Annotated in this window: 16 protein-coding genes and 1 other annotated feature; all 16 genes read left to right on the forward strand. The window is 45.0% G+C overall.

Features of this window, described 5'->3' with window-relative positions; genetic code table 11:
* Positions 1 to 25 precede the first annotated feature (25 nt).
* Entirely contained in the window at positions 26 to 1,135 is a 1,110-nt protein-coding gene (gene ftsW, locus RG959_RS07405; protein ID WP_342796689.1) for a putative lipid II flippase FtsW, read from the forward strand.
* A 141-nt stretch (positions 1,136 to 1,276) separates the two neighbouring features.
* Complete coding sequence (murG, locus tag RG959_RS07410; RefSeq protein ID WP_342796571.1) at positions 1,277 to 2,386, forward strand: undecaprenyldiphospho-muramoylpentapeptide beta-N-acetylglucosaminyltransferase; 1,110 nt, start codon at positions 1,277 to 1,279, stop codon at positions 2,384 to 2,386.
* Positions 2,387 to 2,456: 70 nt separating this feature from the next.
* Positions 2,457 to 3,302: a cell division protein FtsQ/DivIB gene (locus RG959_RS07415; RefSeq protein ID WP_342796572.1), complete on the forward strand. Its 846-nt coding sequence runs from the start codon at positions 2,457 to 2,459 to the stop codon at positions 3,300 to 3,302.
* A 215-nt stretch (positions 3,303 to 3,517) separates the two neighbouring features.
* Positions 3,518 to 4,828 carry a cell division protein FtsA gene (ftsA, locus tag RG959_RS07420; protein ID WP_342796573.1) on the forward strand — a complete coding sequence of 437 codons (1,311 nt, stop codon included), beginning with the start codon at positions 3,518 to 3,520 and terminating at the stop codon, positions 4,826 to 4,828.
* Positions 4,829 to 4,859: 31 nt separating this feature from the next.
* The gene (gene ftsZ / locus RG959_RS07425; protein WP_342796574.1) at positions 4,860 to 6,029 is read left to right on the forward strand and encodes a cell division protein FtsZ; all 1,170 of its coding nucleotides are present in this window, start codon (positions 4,860 to 4,862) and stop codon (positions 6,027 to 6,029) included.
* Between the two features lie 228 nt (positions 6,030 to 6,257).
* Positions 6,258 to 7,106: a sigma-E processing peptidase SpoIIGA gene (locus RG959_RS07430; RefSeq protein WP_342796575.1), complete on the forward strand. Its 849-nt coding sequence runs from the start codon at positions 6,258 to 6,260 to the stop codon at positions 7,104 to 7,106.
* Positions 7,107 to 7,127: 21 nt separating this feature from the next.
* Positions 7,128 to 7,847 carry an RNA polymerase sporulation sigma factor SigE gene (gene sigE / locus RG959_RS07435; protein ID WP_242232120.1) on the forward strand — a complete coding sequence of 240 codons (720 nt, stop codon included), beginning with the start codon at positions 7,128 to 7,130 and terminating at the stop codon, positions 7,845 to 7,847.
* Between the two features lie 61 nt (positions 7,848 to 7,908).
* Positions 7,909 to 8,688, forward strand: coding sequence for an RNA polymerase sporulation sigma factor SigG (sigG, locus tag RG959_RS07440; RefSeq protein WP_242232119.1), 780 nt, complete (start codon positions 7,909 to 7,911; stop codon positions 8,686 to 8,688).
* A 75-nt stretch (positions 8,689 to 8,763) separates the two neighbouring features.
* On the forward strand, positions 8,764 to 9,021 hold the full coding sequence (locus tag RG959_RS07445; protein WP_242232118.1) for a YlmC/YmxH family sporulation protein: 258 nt from the start codon (positions 8,764 to 8,766) through the stop codon (positions 9,019 to 9,021).
* Positions 9,018 to 9,902: a peptidoglycan editing factor PgeF gene (pgeF, locus tag RG959_RS07450; RefSeq protein ID WP_342796576.1), complete on the forward strand. Its 885-nt coding sequence runs from the start codon at positions 9,018 to 9,020 to the stop codon at positions 9,900 to 9,902. The genes RG959_RS07445 and pgeF overlap by 4 nt, the downstream gene beginning before the upstream one ends.
* Positions 9,892 to 10,563, forward strand: coding sequence for a YggS family pyridoxal phosphate-dependent enzyme (locus tag RG959_RS07455; RefSeq protein ID WP_342796577.1), 672 nt, complete (start codon positions 9,892 to 9,894; stop codon positions 10,561 to 10,563). Before pgeF ends, RG959_RS07455 begins: the two co-directional genes overlap by 11 nt.
* 21 nt (positions 10,564 to 10,584) lie before the next feature.
* Positions 10,585 to 11,013 (forward strand): cell division protein SepF, encoded by a 429-nt coding sequence (locus RG959_RS07460; RefSeq protein ID WP_251270322.1) that lies wholly within the window; start codon positions 10,585 to 10,587, stop codon positions 11,011 to 11,013.
* Between the two features lie 5 nt (positions 11,014 to 11,018).
* Positions 11,019 to 11,279: a YggT family protein gene (locus tag RG959_RS07465; protein WP_242232114.1), complete on the forward strand. Its 261-nt coding sequence runs from the start codon at positions 11,019 to 11,021 to the stop codon at positions 11,277 to 11,279.
* Position 11,280: 1 nt separating this feature from the next.
* A complete protein-coding gene (locus RG959_RS07470; protein ID WP_342796578.1) occupies positions 11,281 to 12,057 on the forward strand; it encodes a YlmH family RNA-binding protein in 777 nt (258 codons plus the stop codon).
* Positions 12,058 to 12,147: 90 nt separating this feature from the next.
* Positions 12,148 to 12,657 carry a DivIVA domain-containing protein gene (locus RG959_RS07475; RefSeq protein WP_242232112.1) on the forward strand — a complete coding sequence of 170 codons (510 nt, stop codon included), beginning with the start codon at positions 12,148 to 12,150 and terminating at the stop codon, positions 12,655 to 12,657.
* Positions 12,658 to 12,708: 51 nt separating this feature from the next.
* Positions 12,709 to 12,927: a binding site (T-box leader), on the forward strand.
* A 50-nt stretch (positions 12,928 to 12,977) separates the two neighbouring features.
* Positions 12,978 to 15,749, forward strand: coding sequence for an isoleucine--tRNA ligase (gene ileS / locus RG959_RS07480; RefSeq protein ID WP_342796579.1), 2,772 nt, complete (start codon positions 12,978 to 12,980; stop codon positions 15,747 to 15,749).
* Positions 15,750 to 15,807: the final 58 nt, after the last annotated feature.

Raw genomic sequence — 15,807 nt, forward strand, 5'->3', positions numbered from 1 at the left:
TGATGGCTCCGGTTTTTTAATGGGCATGAGAGGGGTGGCTGCTGTTTCTACTCGTGGAACGGACAAACTGTTTTTGCTGCTTGTCTTGTTGTTAACAGGAAGCGGCCTTCTGATGGTCGCAAGCGCTGGAGAAGTATGGGGGCAATTTAACTATGGGAATTCTTTTTATTTTGTAGAAAGACAAGCCGTATTTGCTGCAGCCGGGATCGTGGTGATGACGGTATTCTCACGCTTTGATTATAGGATTTTCAAGACCTATTCAAAGCATGCGCTTATCGTCGCATTTTTGCTGCTGATCGCTGTACTAATTCCGGGGATTGGGATGGTGCGCAACGGGTCACAAAGCTGGATTGGCGTAGGCTCTTTGTCCTTCCAGCCCTCTGAGTGGATGAAAATGGCTCTTGTTTTTTTTCTGGCATCCATCCTGTCTGAACGAAAGAAAACCATTCACTTGTTTTGGAAAGGGCTCTTTTTTCCGCTTTCTGTTATCGGGGCTGCTTTTGGCTTAATTATGCTGCAACCGGATCTTGGAACAGCGGCCGTTATGGGGGGAACTGCTTTTCTTTTGCTGTTCAGTGCGGGAGCACCGATTCGCTTTTTTATTACGATCGGTGTCACAGCAGTGATTGGATTGGTTGGACTAATTGCATCGGCACCCTATCGAATGAAGCGTATTACGGCTTATTTGGATCCATGGTCGGATCCGCTTGGAAGTGGGTTTCAAATTATTCAGTCTCTTTATGCAGTTGGGCCGGGAGGGCTTTTTGGGCATGGCTACGGAGAAAGCCGGCAGAAATATTACTATCTTCCTGAACCGCAGACTGATTTTATTTTTGCCATATGGTCAGAAGAAACGGGTTTTCTTGGTGCTGTATGGATTATTCTTTTATTTTTCCTGCTTATTTGGCGCGGAGTATATATAGCCATGCGGATTGACGATCCATTTGGCATGCTGCTCGTTTTCGGCTTGACGGCTATGATTAGCCTTCAGTCTTTTATTAACCTTGGGGTCGTAGTAGGACTCCTTCCAGTAACAGGGGTAACCCTGCCGTTTTTAAGCTACGGAGGCTCTTCTTTAACTATGACACTGGCATTGGCGGGAATTGTTTTAAGTGCAAGCCGTCATATGCGGTAGTATTGAAGGAAATTTACGGGTTTTTCAAGATAATATTTGATTCTCGTGACACATTGATTTAAGATGAAAATGCATTGGACAGCTGTTTGAACAACTGTTTAAACAACAAAAGCTGCCAGATGAATTATTGAGGTGACAGAATTGAAAATAGTAGTCAGCGGCGGAGGAACGGGCGGACATATTTACCCGGCACTCGCACTTATTCGGATGATTAAAAAGAAACACCCGGACACATCGTTCCTATACATCGGAACAGAAAAAGGACTAGAATCCAAGCTTGTTGTACGGGAAGGGATTCCCTTTCAATCAATCGACATTACTGGATTCCGCCGGGCAGTTTCATTTGAAAACGTGAAAACGGTTATGCGCTTTTTAAAAGGCGTTAACGACTGTAAAAAAATGCTAAAAGAATTTCAGCCGGATGTTGTGATTGGTACAGGCGGCTACGTATGCGGACCAGTCGTGTATGCAGCTGCGAAAATGGGCATCCCATCAATTGTCCATGAACAGAACAGCGTGCCGGGACTGACAAATAAATTTCTAAGCAAGTATGTGGATAAAGTGGCGGTTTGTTTTGATGCAGCAAAAACACACTTTCCGGCAGAAAAAACCGTTCTTACCGGCAATCCTAGAGCTTCCGAAGTGATCGAAGCGAGCGGGGCGGGTGTGCTGCAAAAGTACGGGTTTACACCTGAACGAAAAACCGTTCTTATTTTTGGGGGAAGCCGCGGCGCCCGTCCTATTAATGATGCGGTAATCGAGGCATTGAACAACTTGGCGGACCGCAGCTACCAAGTGCTGTATGTCACAGGTGATGTTCATTATGAACGCGTTTCGACGGAGCTACAGACTGCAGGGAAGCCTGATAATGTTGCGGTTGAGCCGTTTATTCATAACATGCCTGATGTGCTGGCTGCTTGTGATCTGGTAGTAGCAAGAGCAGGGGCCACTACCCTTGCAGAGCTGACAGCGCTCGGTATTCCGTCCATTTTAATTCCAAGTCCATACGTAACAAACAATCATCAAGAGAAAAATGCACGCTCTCTAACGGACCAGGACGCAGCAGTGTTGCTGCTTGAAAAAGATTTAACGGGCGCGTTGCTCGTGAAAGAGTTGGATGCTATCCTGATGAATGAGCCGCGGCTCGGCAAAATGAAAGAACAAGCAAAACGTTTGGGCATTCCGGATGCGGCAGATCGTTTATATAATGTAATGGTGGAATTAACAGAAAGAACCAGCCGTTCATCTTGAACACATGGCAGTCAGCCGCGTTAAAAGAAACCATGCGCGGCTGGTTTGCAACATGGGCAGAGGTGTGAACATGACAAAGGAAAAAATCATTTCAATTGAGGATCGCATTCCAAAGCTGAAACAAATCAGAAAAAAGAAAGCGAACCGCCGGCTGCTGTTTTTACTATCTTTGTTTTTCGCGCTTATTCTTCTTGTTGTGTATCTGCAGTCTCCCTTAAGCAAAGTGGCAGACATTCACGTGCAGGGAAACAGTCTTGTGACAAAGCAGGAAGTAATTGAGAAAAGCGGGCTTGTAAAAGGAAGCAGCATTTGGGCAGCCGGGAAGGGGAGGGCAGAAGAAGCTCTTTTAAAAGACGACCGCATTAAAAAAGCGGAGGTTACAATTGGGTTCCCAAATGATTTAATGATTTCAGTGGAAGAGCATAATGAAATTGCTTACGCTGCTCAAAAAGGCGGGCTGTACCCTGTTCTTCAAAATGGAAAAATTTTAAGCCAGCCTCTGAGCGGTGCACCATTACAGCTTCCGATTTTGTATGACTTCAAAGAAGGAAAGGCACTCGATTTGTTTACAAAAGCAGCCCAAACACTTCCGGATGAAGTGTATAATACAATTTCTGAGGTGTACTATGATCCAAAGAAAAATAACTCGCTTCATATAAAAGCGTTTATGACAGATGGGTTTGAAGTGTCTGCCACTCTCTCCACATTTGCTGAGAAAATGGTTTACTATCCTTCCATTTCTACGCAGCTTAATCCCGATGTAAAAGGTGTAATCGACATCGAAGTTGGTTCGTATTTTAAAGCCTATGATCCAGCTCAGCAGCAGGAACTAGCGGAAGAAGCCGAAGAGGAAGCAGCAGGAGAAACAAGAGAGGAAACAACAGAGGAAACAACACAAGAAGCAGAGACACCATAAAGTTTTCTTAAAACTGAATAACTTAGCCTTTTCGAGCTTCTTATCTTAGTGTAGACTTGTATGAGAGAGTTTAAGAAAAACATCAAAAATACTAAACTTTAAAAGGGAAACACGCTGAATATGACGAATTACGTTCTTAAACATGTATTCGTAGAGTAAATGTGCGAATGGTTGTTCGGTTATTCACGCTTTTATGGTAAAGGAGGTGCCGCAGCATGAATAATAATGAAATTTTAGTAAGTCTCGACATCGGTACATCCGCGATTAAAGTGATTATTGGCGAAATGGTTAATGATTCCTTAAATATAATTGGTGTCGGAAATGTAAAATCAAAAGGCATTCGAAAAGGAGCGGTCGTCGATATTGACGATACCGTTTATTCGATTAAAAAAGCGATTGAGCAGGCGGAGCGTATGGTAGGCCTAGAGATTGGCTCCGTGATTGTTGGTATTGCTGCCAACCACGCCATTTTGCATCCGTGCAATGGCGTTGTAGCTGTTTCAAGCGAAAATCGGGAGATTACAAGTGAAGACGTGATCCGGGTCAAAGATGCGGCACAAGTGATGTCTATTCCACCCGACCGGGAAATTGTTAATGTAATTGCCAAACAATTTATTGTAGATGGCTTTGATGAAATTAATGATCCCCGCGGTATGCTCGGTGTACGTCTTGAAATGGAAGGGATCATCGTAACAGGTTCAAGAACATTTTTACATAACACGCTGCGCTGTGTAGAGCGTGCGGGTCTTGAGATTAATGAAATTGTTCTGCAGCCGCTTGCGAGTGGAGAAATCGCTTTATCCATGGATGAGAAAAATCTAGGCACTGTACTAGTCGACATCGGTGGCGGCTCCACGACAATTTCTTACTTTAGGGATGGCTATATTCAGCAGACCTCTGTCCTGCCTGTTGGCGGCGATCATATTACGAAAGATTTATCCATTGGTCTGCGTACGTCAACAGAGGAAGCCGAAGGAATTAAAATGAAGCATGGACATGCTTTTTATGATTTAGCTTCTGAAGAAGAAGTGTTCAGTGTTCCGGTGATTGGCAGTGACCAGCATGATCAATTTAATCAGCTTGAAATTTCAGAAATTATCGAGGCAAGACTGGAAGAATTGTTTATGATGGTTGTGGAAGAACTTCGCCAGTCGGGTATTCATGATATTCCAGGTGGATTTGTTTTAACCGGCGGATCATCCGCAATGAATGGCATTCTTGATTTGGCACAGGATGTATTTCAAAATCGTGTACGCGTTGCGATTCCTGATTATATCGGTGTACGTGAGCCACAATTTACAACGTCTGTAGGCCTGATCAAGTATGCATATAAAAATGCCCGGTTAACGGGACGGAAACTAAGTGAATCCAATCAAGCGGCTCCGGCGGCGAAAGAAGTTAGAAGAGAGCGCCAGGAAGTCAAGCAGGAACCGAAGCCTGTGAAAAAAGAGCAGCCGCATGACGGAGAAGAAAAAGGCGTCAAAGGAAAAATGAAAAGACTTTTCGGGTACTTCTTTGAAGAATAGAAAAAGAACGCATTAAATAGGAGGATTTGCCATGCTGGAATTCGATACAAGTTTAGATTCGTTGGCAACGATTAAAGTTATCGGCGTAGGCGGTGGCGGTAACAATGCCGTCAACCGAATGATTGAGCACGGAGTGCAGGGAGTAGACTTTATTGCCGTCAATACGGATGCGCAAGCTCTTAATTTGTCAAAAGCAGAAGTGAAAATGCAAATCGGCAACAAGCTGACGCGCGGACTAGGTGCCGGTGCTAACCCTGAGGTTGGAAAAAAAGCAGCCGAAGAAAGCAAAGAGCAAATTGAAGAAGCGCTTAAAGGCGCTGACATGGTGTTCGTAACAGCTGGTATGGGCGGAGGCACAGGAACAGGTGCGGCTCCGGTTATTGCGCAAATTGCAAAAGATCTTGGCGCCCTGACAGTAGGGGTTGTGACACGTCCATTTACATTCGAAGGCCGTAAGCGTGCTACGCAGGCAGCTGGTGGAATCGAATCAATGAAAGCGGCAGTAGATACATTAATCGTCATTCCAAATGACCGCCTGCTTGAAATTGTCGACAAAAGCACACCAATGCTTGAAGCATTCCGTGAAGCAGACAATGTTCTTCGCCAAGGGGTACAGGGTATCTCTGACTTGATCGCAACACCGGGTTTAATCAACTTAGACTTTGCCGATGTAAAAACTATTATGTCGAACAAAGGTTCTGCTTTGATGGGAATCGGGGTTGCTTCGGGTGAAAACCGCGCAGTGGAAGCGGCGAAAAAAGCCATTTCCAGTCCATTGCTTGAAAAAGCCATTGACGGTGCGCAAGGTGTGCTAATGAACATTACCGGCGGCACAAACTTAAGTCTTTATGAAGTACAGGAAGCAGCTGATATTGTATCTTCAGCTTCAGACCAAGACGTAAATATGATCTTCGGTTCTGTAATTAACGAAAACTTAAAAGAAGAAATTGTCGTTACGGTTATTGCGACTGGTTTTAAAGAGGTGCCAGGTGAAGCAGGCCAGCAGGTTCGTCCAGGTCTTGGCCAAGTAAAGCCACAGCCTTCGCAGCCAGCTTCACAACAACAGCAGCCAAAATCGCGTGAATTGAAGCGTGAAGATGCGCCGGCGCCGGAGCAGCCAATGCGTCAGCATCAACAGCCTTCATCGGATGATACGTTGGATATTCCTACATTTTTACGTAACCGCAATAGAAGAAGATAAAAAGCAGACCCGCCACTTATGTGGCGGGTTTTTTTGTGCATGCTAGTTCTTACAGGCAAAAGGCGCACCACACTATGCAAAGGGCGTAACAGACTTTTTCCATGCCCGAATTAGACATGATTCGGAAAAACTACTGTAAAAATTCACTTACATTCCGACATACATCCACTACTGAATCCGGTACACTAATGCACATAGGACAGGCAGCCGGAAAAAAGGAGGGATCAATTGGCCGGTTACGCAGAAGGGATTATTTTTTTTAATTTTGCTGCGGATGCACTGCTTCTTTTCGTAACAGGAAAGCTGAGCGGGCGTACATTCAGGGTGCCCCGGCTGCTTGCGGCTTCGTTAGCTGGAACTATCCCCGTATGTATCTATTTAGCAGCAGGCCCGACCGGACTTTTGCATAAATCGCTGACGGTCATTATGCCTGTATTCATGATTCGTATTGCGTTTCAAACAACCGGCATAAAAAGCCTTGTTTCTATGGTTCTTACCTTTTACTTTACTGTTTTTTTAACAGGCGGCATTTTATTCGGATTTCAATCCATGTACAGGCAATATGCCGATGCGGGAAAATGGTCTCTCATATTCTTTTTTATTGTATCAGTGGCCATTTCTTTTTACTTTATTCAACGCCGTTTATTAGGTTTAAATGCTTCAAGGCGGGTAATCAGTCAGACAGTTCCCGTTTCTTTTACACTTTGCGGAATTAATTGGTCAGGGCACGGATTGATTGATACGGGCAATGCGCTGTGTGATCCTATTTCAAAAAAAGAAGTGGCAGTCTGCCAGATTCAGCCCTCTGAGGAGTGGCCCGAAGCGCTTTTTAAAGAAGACATCAGTGATCTGCTCCATCTTCCGGACACTTGGACTGAAAAACTCGTTTGGGTACCATCTAAATCTATTCATGCTGAAAGCAGGCTGCTTGCCTCCTTTCGTACAGACAGCTTTACCATATGGATAAATGGAAAAAAACAAGAAACGAACAGGGCGCTTGTCACGTTTACGGACAAGATGTTATCGGATGACGAAGCATTTGCGTGCATTCTGCATCCGAATATGGTTCGGGAATGAATCGAAAGGTGAGTGGACAATATGCGGCAGGTAAAAACGAAATGGATGTACGTAATGTATAATATGATTCAAAAAGCCGGGCTTAAATCCAAGGCGATTTACTATATCGGCGGCAGTGAAGCGCTTCCACCGCCACTTACACGCGATGAAGAGGCACATCTTTTAACGAAGCTGCCTTCTGGAGACAAAGCGGTGCGCGCTATGCTGATTGAGCGAAATCTGCGCCTTGTTGTGTATATTGCCCGGAAATTTGAAAACACTGGCATTCATATTGAAGATCTCATCAGCATCGGAGCGATCGGGCTTATCAAAGCCGTAAACACTTTTGATCCCGAAAAGAAAATCAAGCTTGCGACGTATGCGTCCCGTTGTATTGAAAATGAGATCTTAATGTACCTTCGCCGCAATAATAAAATCCGTTCGGAAATCTCATTTGACGAACCGCTTAACATCGATTGGGACGGGAACGAACTGCTTTTATCCGACGTGCTGGGGACCGAAAGTGATATTATCACGAAAGGCATTGAAGAAGAAGTGGACAAACACCTTGTAGCAGAAGCGCTTGAAGATTTAGAAGGCCGTGAAAAACAAATTATCGAAATGCGGTTTGGACTGAATGGGCAGGAAGAAAGAACGCAAAAAGATGTGGCGGATTTGCTTGGAATCTCACAGTCTTATATTTCACGGTTGGAGAAAAAAATTATCGGAAGACTAAAAAAGGAACTCAATAAACTGCGCTGAATAATTTCTTTCGGGCCGGCAATACTGTTTTGAGAAGCAGACATCATGAGGAGGAACAGTGATGGCCCGAAATAAAGTTGTTCTGTGCGGCGTCGACACATCGACGCTTCCTGTGTTAACAAATCCTGAAATGAAAGTGCTGTTTGTAAAATACCAAAATGGGGATAAAGAAGCCCGCGAAGAACTGGTTACCGGAAATTTACGCCTCGTTTTAAGTGTAATTCAACGATTCAACCACCGTAATGAACAAGCCGATGACTTGTTTCAAGTAGGCTGCATCGGTTTGATGAAATCCATTGATAATTTTGATTTAAGCCACAATGTCCGCTTTTCCACTTATGCGGTTCCCATGATTATCGGTGAAATCCGCCGGTATCTGCGGGATAATAATCCTATTCGAGTATCACGCTCTTTGCGTGACATTGCGTACAAAGCATTGCAGGCAAGAGAAAGGCTGACAGCCGAACGGTCTGTTGAGCCGGCAGCGGAAGACATTGCACGTGAAATCAATGTGCCAAAAGAAGAAATGGTTTTTGCTCTTGATGCGATTCAAGATCCCGTTTCATTGTTTGAACCCGTTTTCCAGGACGGAGGCGACCCTATTTACATGATGGATCAAATCAGCGACGGAAAAGACAGGGAAAAAGAATGGGTAGATACAATGACGGTGACCGATGAGTTGAGTAAATTATCAGACCGGGAACGAATGATTATTGAAAAACGCTTTTTTACCGGACGTACTCAAATGGAAGTAGCAGATGAAATCGGTATTTCTCAAGCACAGGTATCCCGGCTCGAAAAAGGGGCCATCAAACAAATGAAAAAGAAAATAAATGGTTAATCAGAAAAACAGAAGAGAAGATCTTCTGTTTTTTCTTTGGTTTGGCGCATACATTGATACAAAGGAGGGGCTGTTATGCGAATTTCAGAATTCCAGCTCAAGGATATCGTCAATGTTACAAACGGAAAAAAGCTTGGCCGACTGGCTGATATTGAGTTAAATAATGCAACGGGTGCTATATCCGCTCTTATCATTGAACAAAGCGGAAAAAAATTTGGTTTATTCGGCAGGGAAGAAGAATTGGTGATTCCCTGGATGCATATTGTGAAAATCGGCGGTGACGTTATTTTAGTCCGCCATAGTGACACCGAACCGAAAGAGGAAGAACGGTGACGAAAAAGAGGGCATGTGGTACACTAAAAGAAAATGAGCGGGAGCATGCCATGACAGAACCTTTTAAAAAATCGAATGACGGTTTATTTCATCTGGAAAAGTGGGAGCTGGAAGAACCAGGTCTTGTGGCTGGATTTACGTCGAAAGCTGGCGGAACCGGCCGCTATAATGGCTTGAACATGGCTTTTCATGTGCAAGAGGAAGCTTCTTTTGTTCAGGAAAACCGAAAAAATACAGCTAAATTAATTGATTTTCCGACAGCTGGCTGGGTTGGGTGTGAACAAACACATGAGGTGCACATTGCTCATGTGTCAAAGAGGGATGCCGGCAGGGGCGCACTTGATTACGAAACGGCCCTGGCGGCCACTGATGGACTGTACAGCGAGGATGCCGGTGTGCTCCTTACTCTTTGTTATGCGGATTGTGTACCTCTTTTTTTTCTTGACCGGGCAGCGAAGCGCATTGGTACGGCCCACGCCGGCTGGAAGGGTGCAGTTGGCGGAATAGGGCCGAAGATGCTTGAGAAATGGAAGCAGCAAGGCAGCCGCCTGCAGGATATTGAAGCAGCCATTGGCCCTTCTATTTGTGGATCATGCTACAAAGTGGGAGCGGCAGTGGCAGAAGAAGTACAGAAATGGTATCGTCCGGGAGAAAAGCTGCCGCTCTCTCCCGTGCCGGATGAAGCAGATGCGTATTTTTTCTCCCTGCAGGATTTTAACAAAGACCTTTTAATCAAAGCAGGACTCCCGCCGGAAAATGTTTATGTAACATCCTTATGTTCAAGCTGCTCTCCGGACTTTTTTTCTCATCGGCGTGACCGGGGGAGTACCGGCAGAATGATGGGTTATATCGGCTGGAAGGAAGGGAAACATGAAAGTTAGTGAAAATGTAAAAAGTATTAAACAGCGGATTGAAGAAGCGGCCCGCCGGTCAGGCCGGCAGGCGGAAGATGTGCAGATTATCGCCGTCACAAAATACGTGACAACGGCTCGCGCCCAGGAAGCAGTAGAAGCGGGTATTACACATCTTGGTGAAAACCGGGCCGAAGGGCTAAATGAAAAGTATGAAAGTATTGAAGATCGTGCCGTATGGCATTTTATCGGGTCTCTGCAGACAAGAAAAGTAAAGTCAATTATTCACCAGGCTGATTTTATTCATTCACTTGACCGGGCATCGCTCGCTAAAGAAATAAACAGCCGTGCTGAAAAACCTGTCCAATGTTTTGTGCAGGTAAATGTATCAGGTGAAGAGTCAAAGCACGGGCTGGCACCGGATGAAGTCGTTCCATTTATTCAATCGCTTCATATCTACGAAAAAATTCGCGTGTGCGGCTTGATGACAATGGCTCCGCTGACAGAAGACCGTGATGTTCTGCGGTCCTGCTTTCGGAAGCTTGCTTTATGCAAAGAAGAAGTGGCAGCATTAAACCTTCCCTATGCCCCGTGCCAGGAGCTATCGATGGGCATGAGCAATGATTTTGAAATAGCTGTAGAAGAAGGAGCTACAATGATTCGTATTGGCACGGCGCTTGTTGGAGAGTAAAAAGAAAGCGGAGGTGGAATGATGGGCGTGAAGTCGAAGTTTAAGTCATTTTTCCTGCTGGATGAAGAAGATTACGATATGGTGGAAGAAGAAGTGTATGAAGAAGAGCCGCCTCCAGCGGCAGCGCCTCGCAAAAAAAATGTTGTGAGTTTAAAAAGTGCGCAAAAGCCATCAAAAGTCGTTATGGCAGAACCACGTGTGTATGCAGAAGCGCAAGAGATTGCCGATCATCTAAAAGCAAAAAAAGCAGTTGTTGTAAACCTGCAGCGCATTCAAACAGATCAGGCGCGCAGAATTGTTGATTTTCTAAGCGGAACGGTATACGCCATCGGCGGCGAAATTCAGCAAATTGGGGAAAAAATCTTTTTCTGTGCGCCGGAAAACGTGGAGATTTCAGGAAATATTACACAGTTTGGGCAGCAGGATCAAGAAAAAACGGGGTGGCAATAGAAGAGATGGATGTTGTACTTTATTATTTGATCCGGGCAATTGATCTATATTCCTGGGCACTCATTATTTATATTTTAATGTCTTGGTTTCCCGATGCACGTAATACATCAATTGGGCGCTTTTTAACAAGAATTTGTGAACCGTACCTGGACCCATTCCGCCGTATTATTCCGCCGCTTGGCATGATTGATATCTCGCCAATCGTTGCTTTTATTACGCTGAACCTAGCAACGCGTGGACTTCATCAGCTGATGATCTGGGTATAACATGAGTGATATTTATCAGCATTTCAGGCCGGAAGAGCAGGAATTCATTGATAAAACCGTAAAGTGGAAGCAGCAAGTGGCGGATATGTATGCGCCTAAACTAACCGGCTTTTTAGACCCCCGGCAGCGGCAGATTCTTCGGTCAGTTGTCGGATCAGGGGAGGAAGTGCTCGTTTCGTTTTTCGGAGGCTACCCGAACGCAGAACGAAAAAGAGCGCTTATTCATCCTTCTTATTTCGAACCGAAGGAAACAGATTTTGATGTTAATCTTTTTGATATTGAATACCCGCATAAATTTGCTTCTATCAGCCACCCCCATATTTTGGGGAGTATGATGGGGCTTGGCTTAAAGCGGGAGAAATTTGGCGATATTTTAAACGAGCAGGAATGCTTTCAGGTAATTGTGGCAAAAGAACTTGTCGATTACCTGCACAGCCATTTTGACCATGTTGGCAAAGTACCTGTTTCGTTGAAAGAAAAGCCATTTTCAGAAGCTCTTTACACAGCTGAAGAGTGGCGCGAGCAAGCGGTTACGGTTTCGTCACTGCGCCTTGATGTGATCATCAGCGCGCTGCCGTCGATGTCACGCCAAAAGGCACAGCAGCTTATTAAAGGCGGTGCCGTGAAAGTAAACTGGCGGGCTGTAGACCAGCCTTCCTTTGAATGTGCAACCGGGGATATGCTGTCTATTCGTGGAACAGGACGTGTGAAAATTTTATCCCTTGATGGACAAACCAAAAAAGAAAAATGGCGAATGACCTTGGGCATTTTGAAATAAATTTGTGAAAATGCCGAGATTTTCCCACAAGCGCTCGAAAAACCTTTATAATGAAAATCAATGATCATGTAATGCTTTGGAGGTGGCTGTATGCCCTTAACGCCGTTGGACATACATAAAAAAGAATTTGGCCGTTCATTTCGTGGGTATGATGAAGATGAAGTGAACGACTTTCTAAATCAAATTATTAAAGATTACGAGTTGATTATTCGCGAGAAAAAAGAATTAGAAGCGCAGCTGGCCGGCCAAACGGAACGGCTTAGTTATTTTGCCAATATTGAAGAAACATTAAATAAATCCATCGTTATTGCGCAGGAAACGGCAGAGGATGTAAAACGAAATGCTTTAAAAGAGTCTAAACTTTTGATTCGTGAAGCAGAAAAAAATGCCGACCGCATTGTCGAGGAGTCTTTATCAAAAGCCCGTCGCATCGCTGTTGAAATTGAAGAATTAAAAAAGCAGTCTAAAGTATTCCGTACGCGCTTTAAAATGCTGATGGAAGCTCAGTTAGACTTATTAAACAATGATGACTGGGATACACTTCTTGAATTTGAAGTAGATACGGAAGAAGTTGAGCGCTTCAGCGACGAAGAGAGATAAGCTTGACGAATGAATCGTTCATTTTTATAATGTAACCATCTGAATAAATTGTAAAACGCGATGAAAGGGACAGTAGAGCGCAGATAGTCGGCTATAAGCGAACCAGGGACGGTGAAAGCCTGGTGCCGATATGCAGCTCCAAAATCACCCTTGAGCATTTTTCGTGAACATTGGAGTAGCGGAAAACGATCAATCCACGTTACGGGTTTTGAGCGGGCAGCCATTGGCTGTCAATCAGGGTGGTACCGCGGAAACCTTTCCGTCCCTTTTGAGGGATGTGAAAGGTTTTTTTATTTTCATTTAAAAAAGGAGATTATGGAATGAATTATAAAGATACGTTATTAATGCCGAAAACAGACTTTCCGATGCGCGGCAATCTGCCAAAGCGCGAGCCGGTCATGCAGAGCACATGGAATGAAGAAAACATCTATCAACAGGTGTTGGATCGCACAAAGGACCGGCCGATGTTTGTCCTGCACGATGGTCCTCCATATGCAAATGGTGATATTCATATTGGGCACGCGCTGAATAAAATCTTAAAAGACTTCATTGTCCGCTTTAAATCGATGAGCGGTTTTTATGCACCGTATATTCCAGGCTGGGATACTCACGGTCTTCCAATTGAGCAGGCACTAACAAATTCCGGTGTAAATCGGAAAGAGCTGACGGTAGCCGAGTTCCGTCAGCTTTGTGAAGAGTATGCCTACAAGCAAGTCGACAGCCAGCGGGAGCAGTTTAAGCGTCTTGGCGTCCGCGGTGACTGGGAAAATCCTTATATTACATTAAAGCCTGAGTATGAAGCAGCCCAAATTAAAGTGTTTGGCGAAATGGCGAAAAAAGGGTTTATCTATAAAGGGTTAAAACCTGTTTATTGGTCTCCGTCTTCTGAGTCTGCTCTTGCAGAAGCAGAAATTGAGTACCAGGATAAAAGATCAGCTTCTATTTATGTTTCTTTCGAAGTGAAAAAAGGAAACGGTGTGCTTGAAGAAGGCACAAAAATTATCATTTGGACCACGACTCCATGGACGATTCCGGCAAACCTTGGTATCTCCGTTCATCCGGAACTGAATTATGCCGTTGTCAGTGCAGCGGGCGAGAAGTTCGTTGTGGCTGAAGCACTCCTAGAAGAAGTAGCATCAAAAATCGGCTGGGAATCCTATACGACTGACAAGCTGGTAAAAGGGGAACAGCTTGACCGTATCATCGCCGCACATCCGCTTTACGGACGGGATTCTCTTGTAATGCTTGGTGAGCATGTAACAACGGATTCCGGTACAGGAGCGGTTCATACAGCACCAGGACACGGGGAAGATGACTTTATCGTTGGGAAGAAATATGGCCTTGATGTTCTTTGCCCGGTAAACGACCGCGGTGTGATGACAGAGGAAGCTCCAGGATTTGAAGGACTGTTTTATGACAATGCCAACAAGGCGATCACTGAAAAATTGACAGAAGCCGGCGCACTGTTGAAAATGGAGTTTATTACCCACTCGTATCCGCATGACTGGCGGACGAAAAAGCCGGTTATTTTCCGCGCGACAGCTCAATGGTTTGCGTCGATCGACAAGTTCCGCCCGGAATTGCTCCAAGCTGTAAAAGAAACGAAATGGGTGCCGGCATGGGGCGAAACACGCTTGTTTAATATGATCCGTGACCGTGGTGACTGGTGTATTTCCCGCCAGCGGGCATGGGGAGTGCCAATCCCAGTATTTTATGCGGAAAACGGTGAAGCAATTATTACTGATGAAACGATTTCGCATGTTTCGGATTTATTCCGCCAGCACGGATCAAATATTTGGTTTAAGCGGACAGCAAAGGAGCTGCTTCCGGAAGGATTTACGCATCCTGGCAGCCCGAACGGAGAATTTACGAAAGAAAACGATATTATGGATGTTTGGTTCGATTCCGGCTCTTCACATGAAGCTGTTTTAGAGCAGCGCGAGGATGCCCAGCGCCCGGCTGATCTTTACCTGGAAGGTTCTGACCAGTATCGCGGCTGGTTTAACTCTTCTTTGATCACGGCAGTAGCTGTAACGGGAAGTGCTCCATACAAAGGCGTGCTAAGCCACGGATTTGCACTTGACGGTGAAGGCCGCAAGATGAGTAAGTCACTTGGCAACACGGTTGTTCCAGCCAAAGTAATGGAGCAGCTTGGTGCTGATATTCTTCGTCTTTGGGTATCATCGGTTGATTTTCAAGCGGATGTGCGTGTATCAGATGCGATTTTAAAACAAGTGGCCGAAGTTTACCGCAAAATACGTAACACGTTCCGCTTCCTTTTAGGAAACCTGGATGGCTTTAAGCCGAGTGAGCATGCGGTAGCATATGAAAACCTGCGTGAAGTTGACCAGTTTATGCTGGTGAAATTAAACGAATTAATCAAAGCGGTACGCGGCCATTACGAAAACTATGAATTCGCGGCTATTTACCATGCGATCAACAATTTCTGTACAGTTGATTTAAGCTCCTTCTACCTTGACTTTACAAAAGATGTTTTATATATCGAAGCGGAGAATCATGCCGACCGCCGTGCTATTCAAACGGTTCTCTTTGAAACGTTAACAGCACTTGCAAAATTGGTATCGCCAATCCTTCCGCATACAGCGGACGAAGTATGGGTGGAAGTGCCGGAAGCTGAAGAGAAATACGTACAGCTGACAGATATGCCGGAGTACAAAGAACTTCCGGACGCTGAGGCTTTAACGCAAAAATGGACAGCGTTTATGGCGGTTCGTGACGATGTGCTCAAAGCGCTTGAAGAAGCCCGCAACGAAAAAGTCATTGGGAAATCATTAACAGCCCATGTGAAGTTGTTTGCTGGAGCGGAAACAACAGCATTGCTTGCGTCTATCGAAGAAGACTTGAAGCAGCTGTTTATCGTTTCTGGATTTGAAATTGCTGGAACAGACGCTGAAGCACCTGAACATGCGGTTCAGCTTGAAACAGCCTCTGTTGTAGTAGAAAAAGCGTCTGGTGAAACATGCGAACGCTGCTGGACTGTAACGGACGAAGTAGGAAAGGATGCTGAGCATCCGACGCTTTGCCCACGCTGTGCGTCTGTTGTAAAAGAGCATTATTCAGAAGTGAACTAAAACAAACGAAAAAGAGGTTAGCTAAGAAAACCGCTAACCTCTTTTCAGCGTTGGAGGT

This window comes from Domibacillus sp. 8LH, from assembly GCF_038806185.1.
Lineage (GTDB): Bacteria > Bacillota > Bacilli > Bacillales > Domibacillaceae > Domibacillus > Domibacillus indicus_A.

Bases quoted from the DNA above. Each gene is read 5' to 3' on its own strand.
- RG959_RS07445 (WP_242232118.1), top strand. From the start codon at position 8,764: ATGCGAATTTCAGAATTCCAGCTCAAGGATATCGTCAATGTTACAAAC.
- ftsW (WP_342796689.1), top strand. From the start codon at position 26: ATGAGAGGGGTGGCTGCTGTTTCTACTCGTGGAACGGACAAACTGTTT.
- RG959_RS07465 (WP_242232114.1), top strand. From the start codon at position 11,019: ATGGATGTTGTACTTTATTATTTGATCCGGGCAATTGATCTATATTCC.
- ftsA (WP_342796573.1), top strand. From the start codon at position 3,518: ATGAATAATAATGAAATTTTAGTAAGTCTCGACATCGGTACATCCGCG.
- ileS (WP_342796579.1), top strand. From the start codon at position 12,978: ATGAATTATAAAGATACGTTATTAATGCCGAAAACAGACTTTCCGATG.
- RG959_RS07475 (WP_242232112.1), top strand. From the start codon at position 12,148: ATGCCCTTAACGCCGTTGGACATACATAAAAAAGAATTTGGCCGTTCA.
- ftsZ (WP_342796574.1), top strand. From the start codon at position 4,860: ATGCTGGAATTCGATACAAGTTTAGATTCGTTGGCAACGATTAAAGTT.
- sigG (WP_242232119.1), top strand. From the start codon at position 7,909: ATGGCCCGAAATAAAGTTGTTCTGTGCGGCGTCGACACATCGACGCTT.
- RG959_RS07415 (WP_342796572.1), top strand. From the start codon at position 2,457: ATGACAAAGGAAAAAATCATTTCAATTGAGGATCGCATTCCAAAGCTG.
- sigE (WP_242232120.1), top strand. From the start codon at position 7,128: ATGCGGCAGGTAAAAACGAAATGGATGTACGTAATGTATAATATGATT.
- RG959_RS07470 (WP_342796578.1), top strand. From the start codon at position 11,281: ATGAGTGATATTTATCAGCATTTCAGGCCGGAAGAGCAGGAATTCATT.
- RG959_RS07455 (WP_342796577.1), top strand. From the start codon at position 9,892: ATGAAAGTTAGTGAAAATGTAAAAAGTATTAAACAGCGGATTGAAGAA.
- RG959_RS07460 (WP_251270322.1), top strand. From the start codon at position 10,585: ATGGGCGTGAAGTCGAAGTTTAAGTCATTTTTCCTGCTGGATGAAGAA.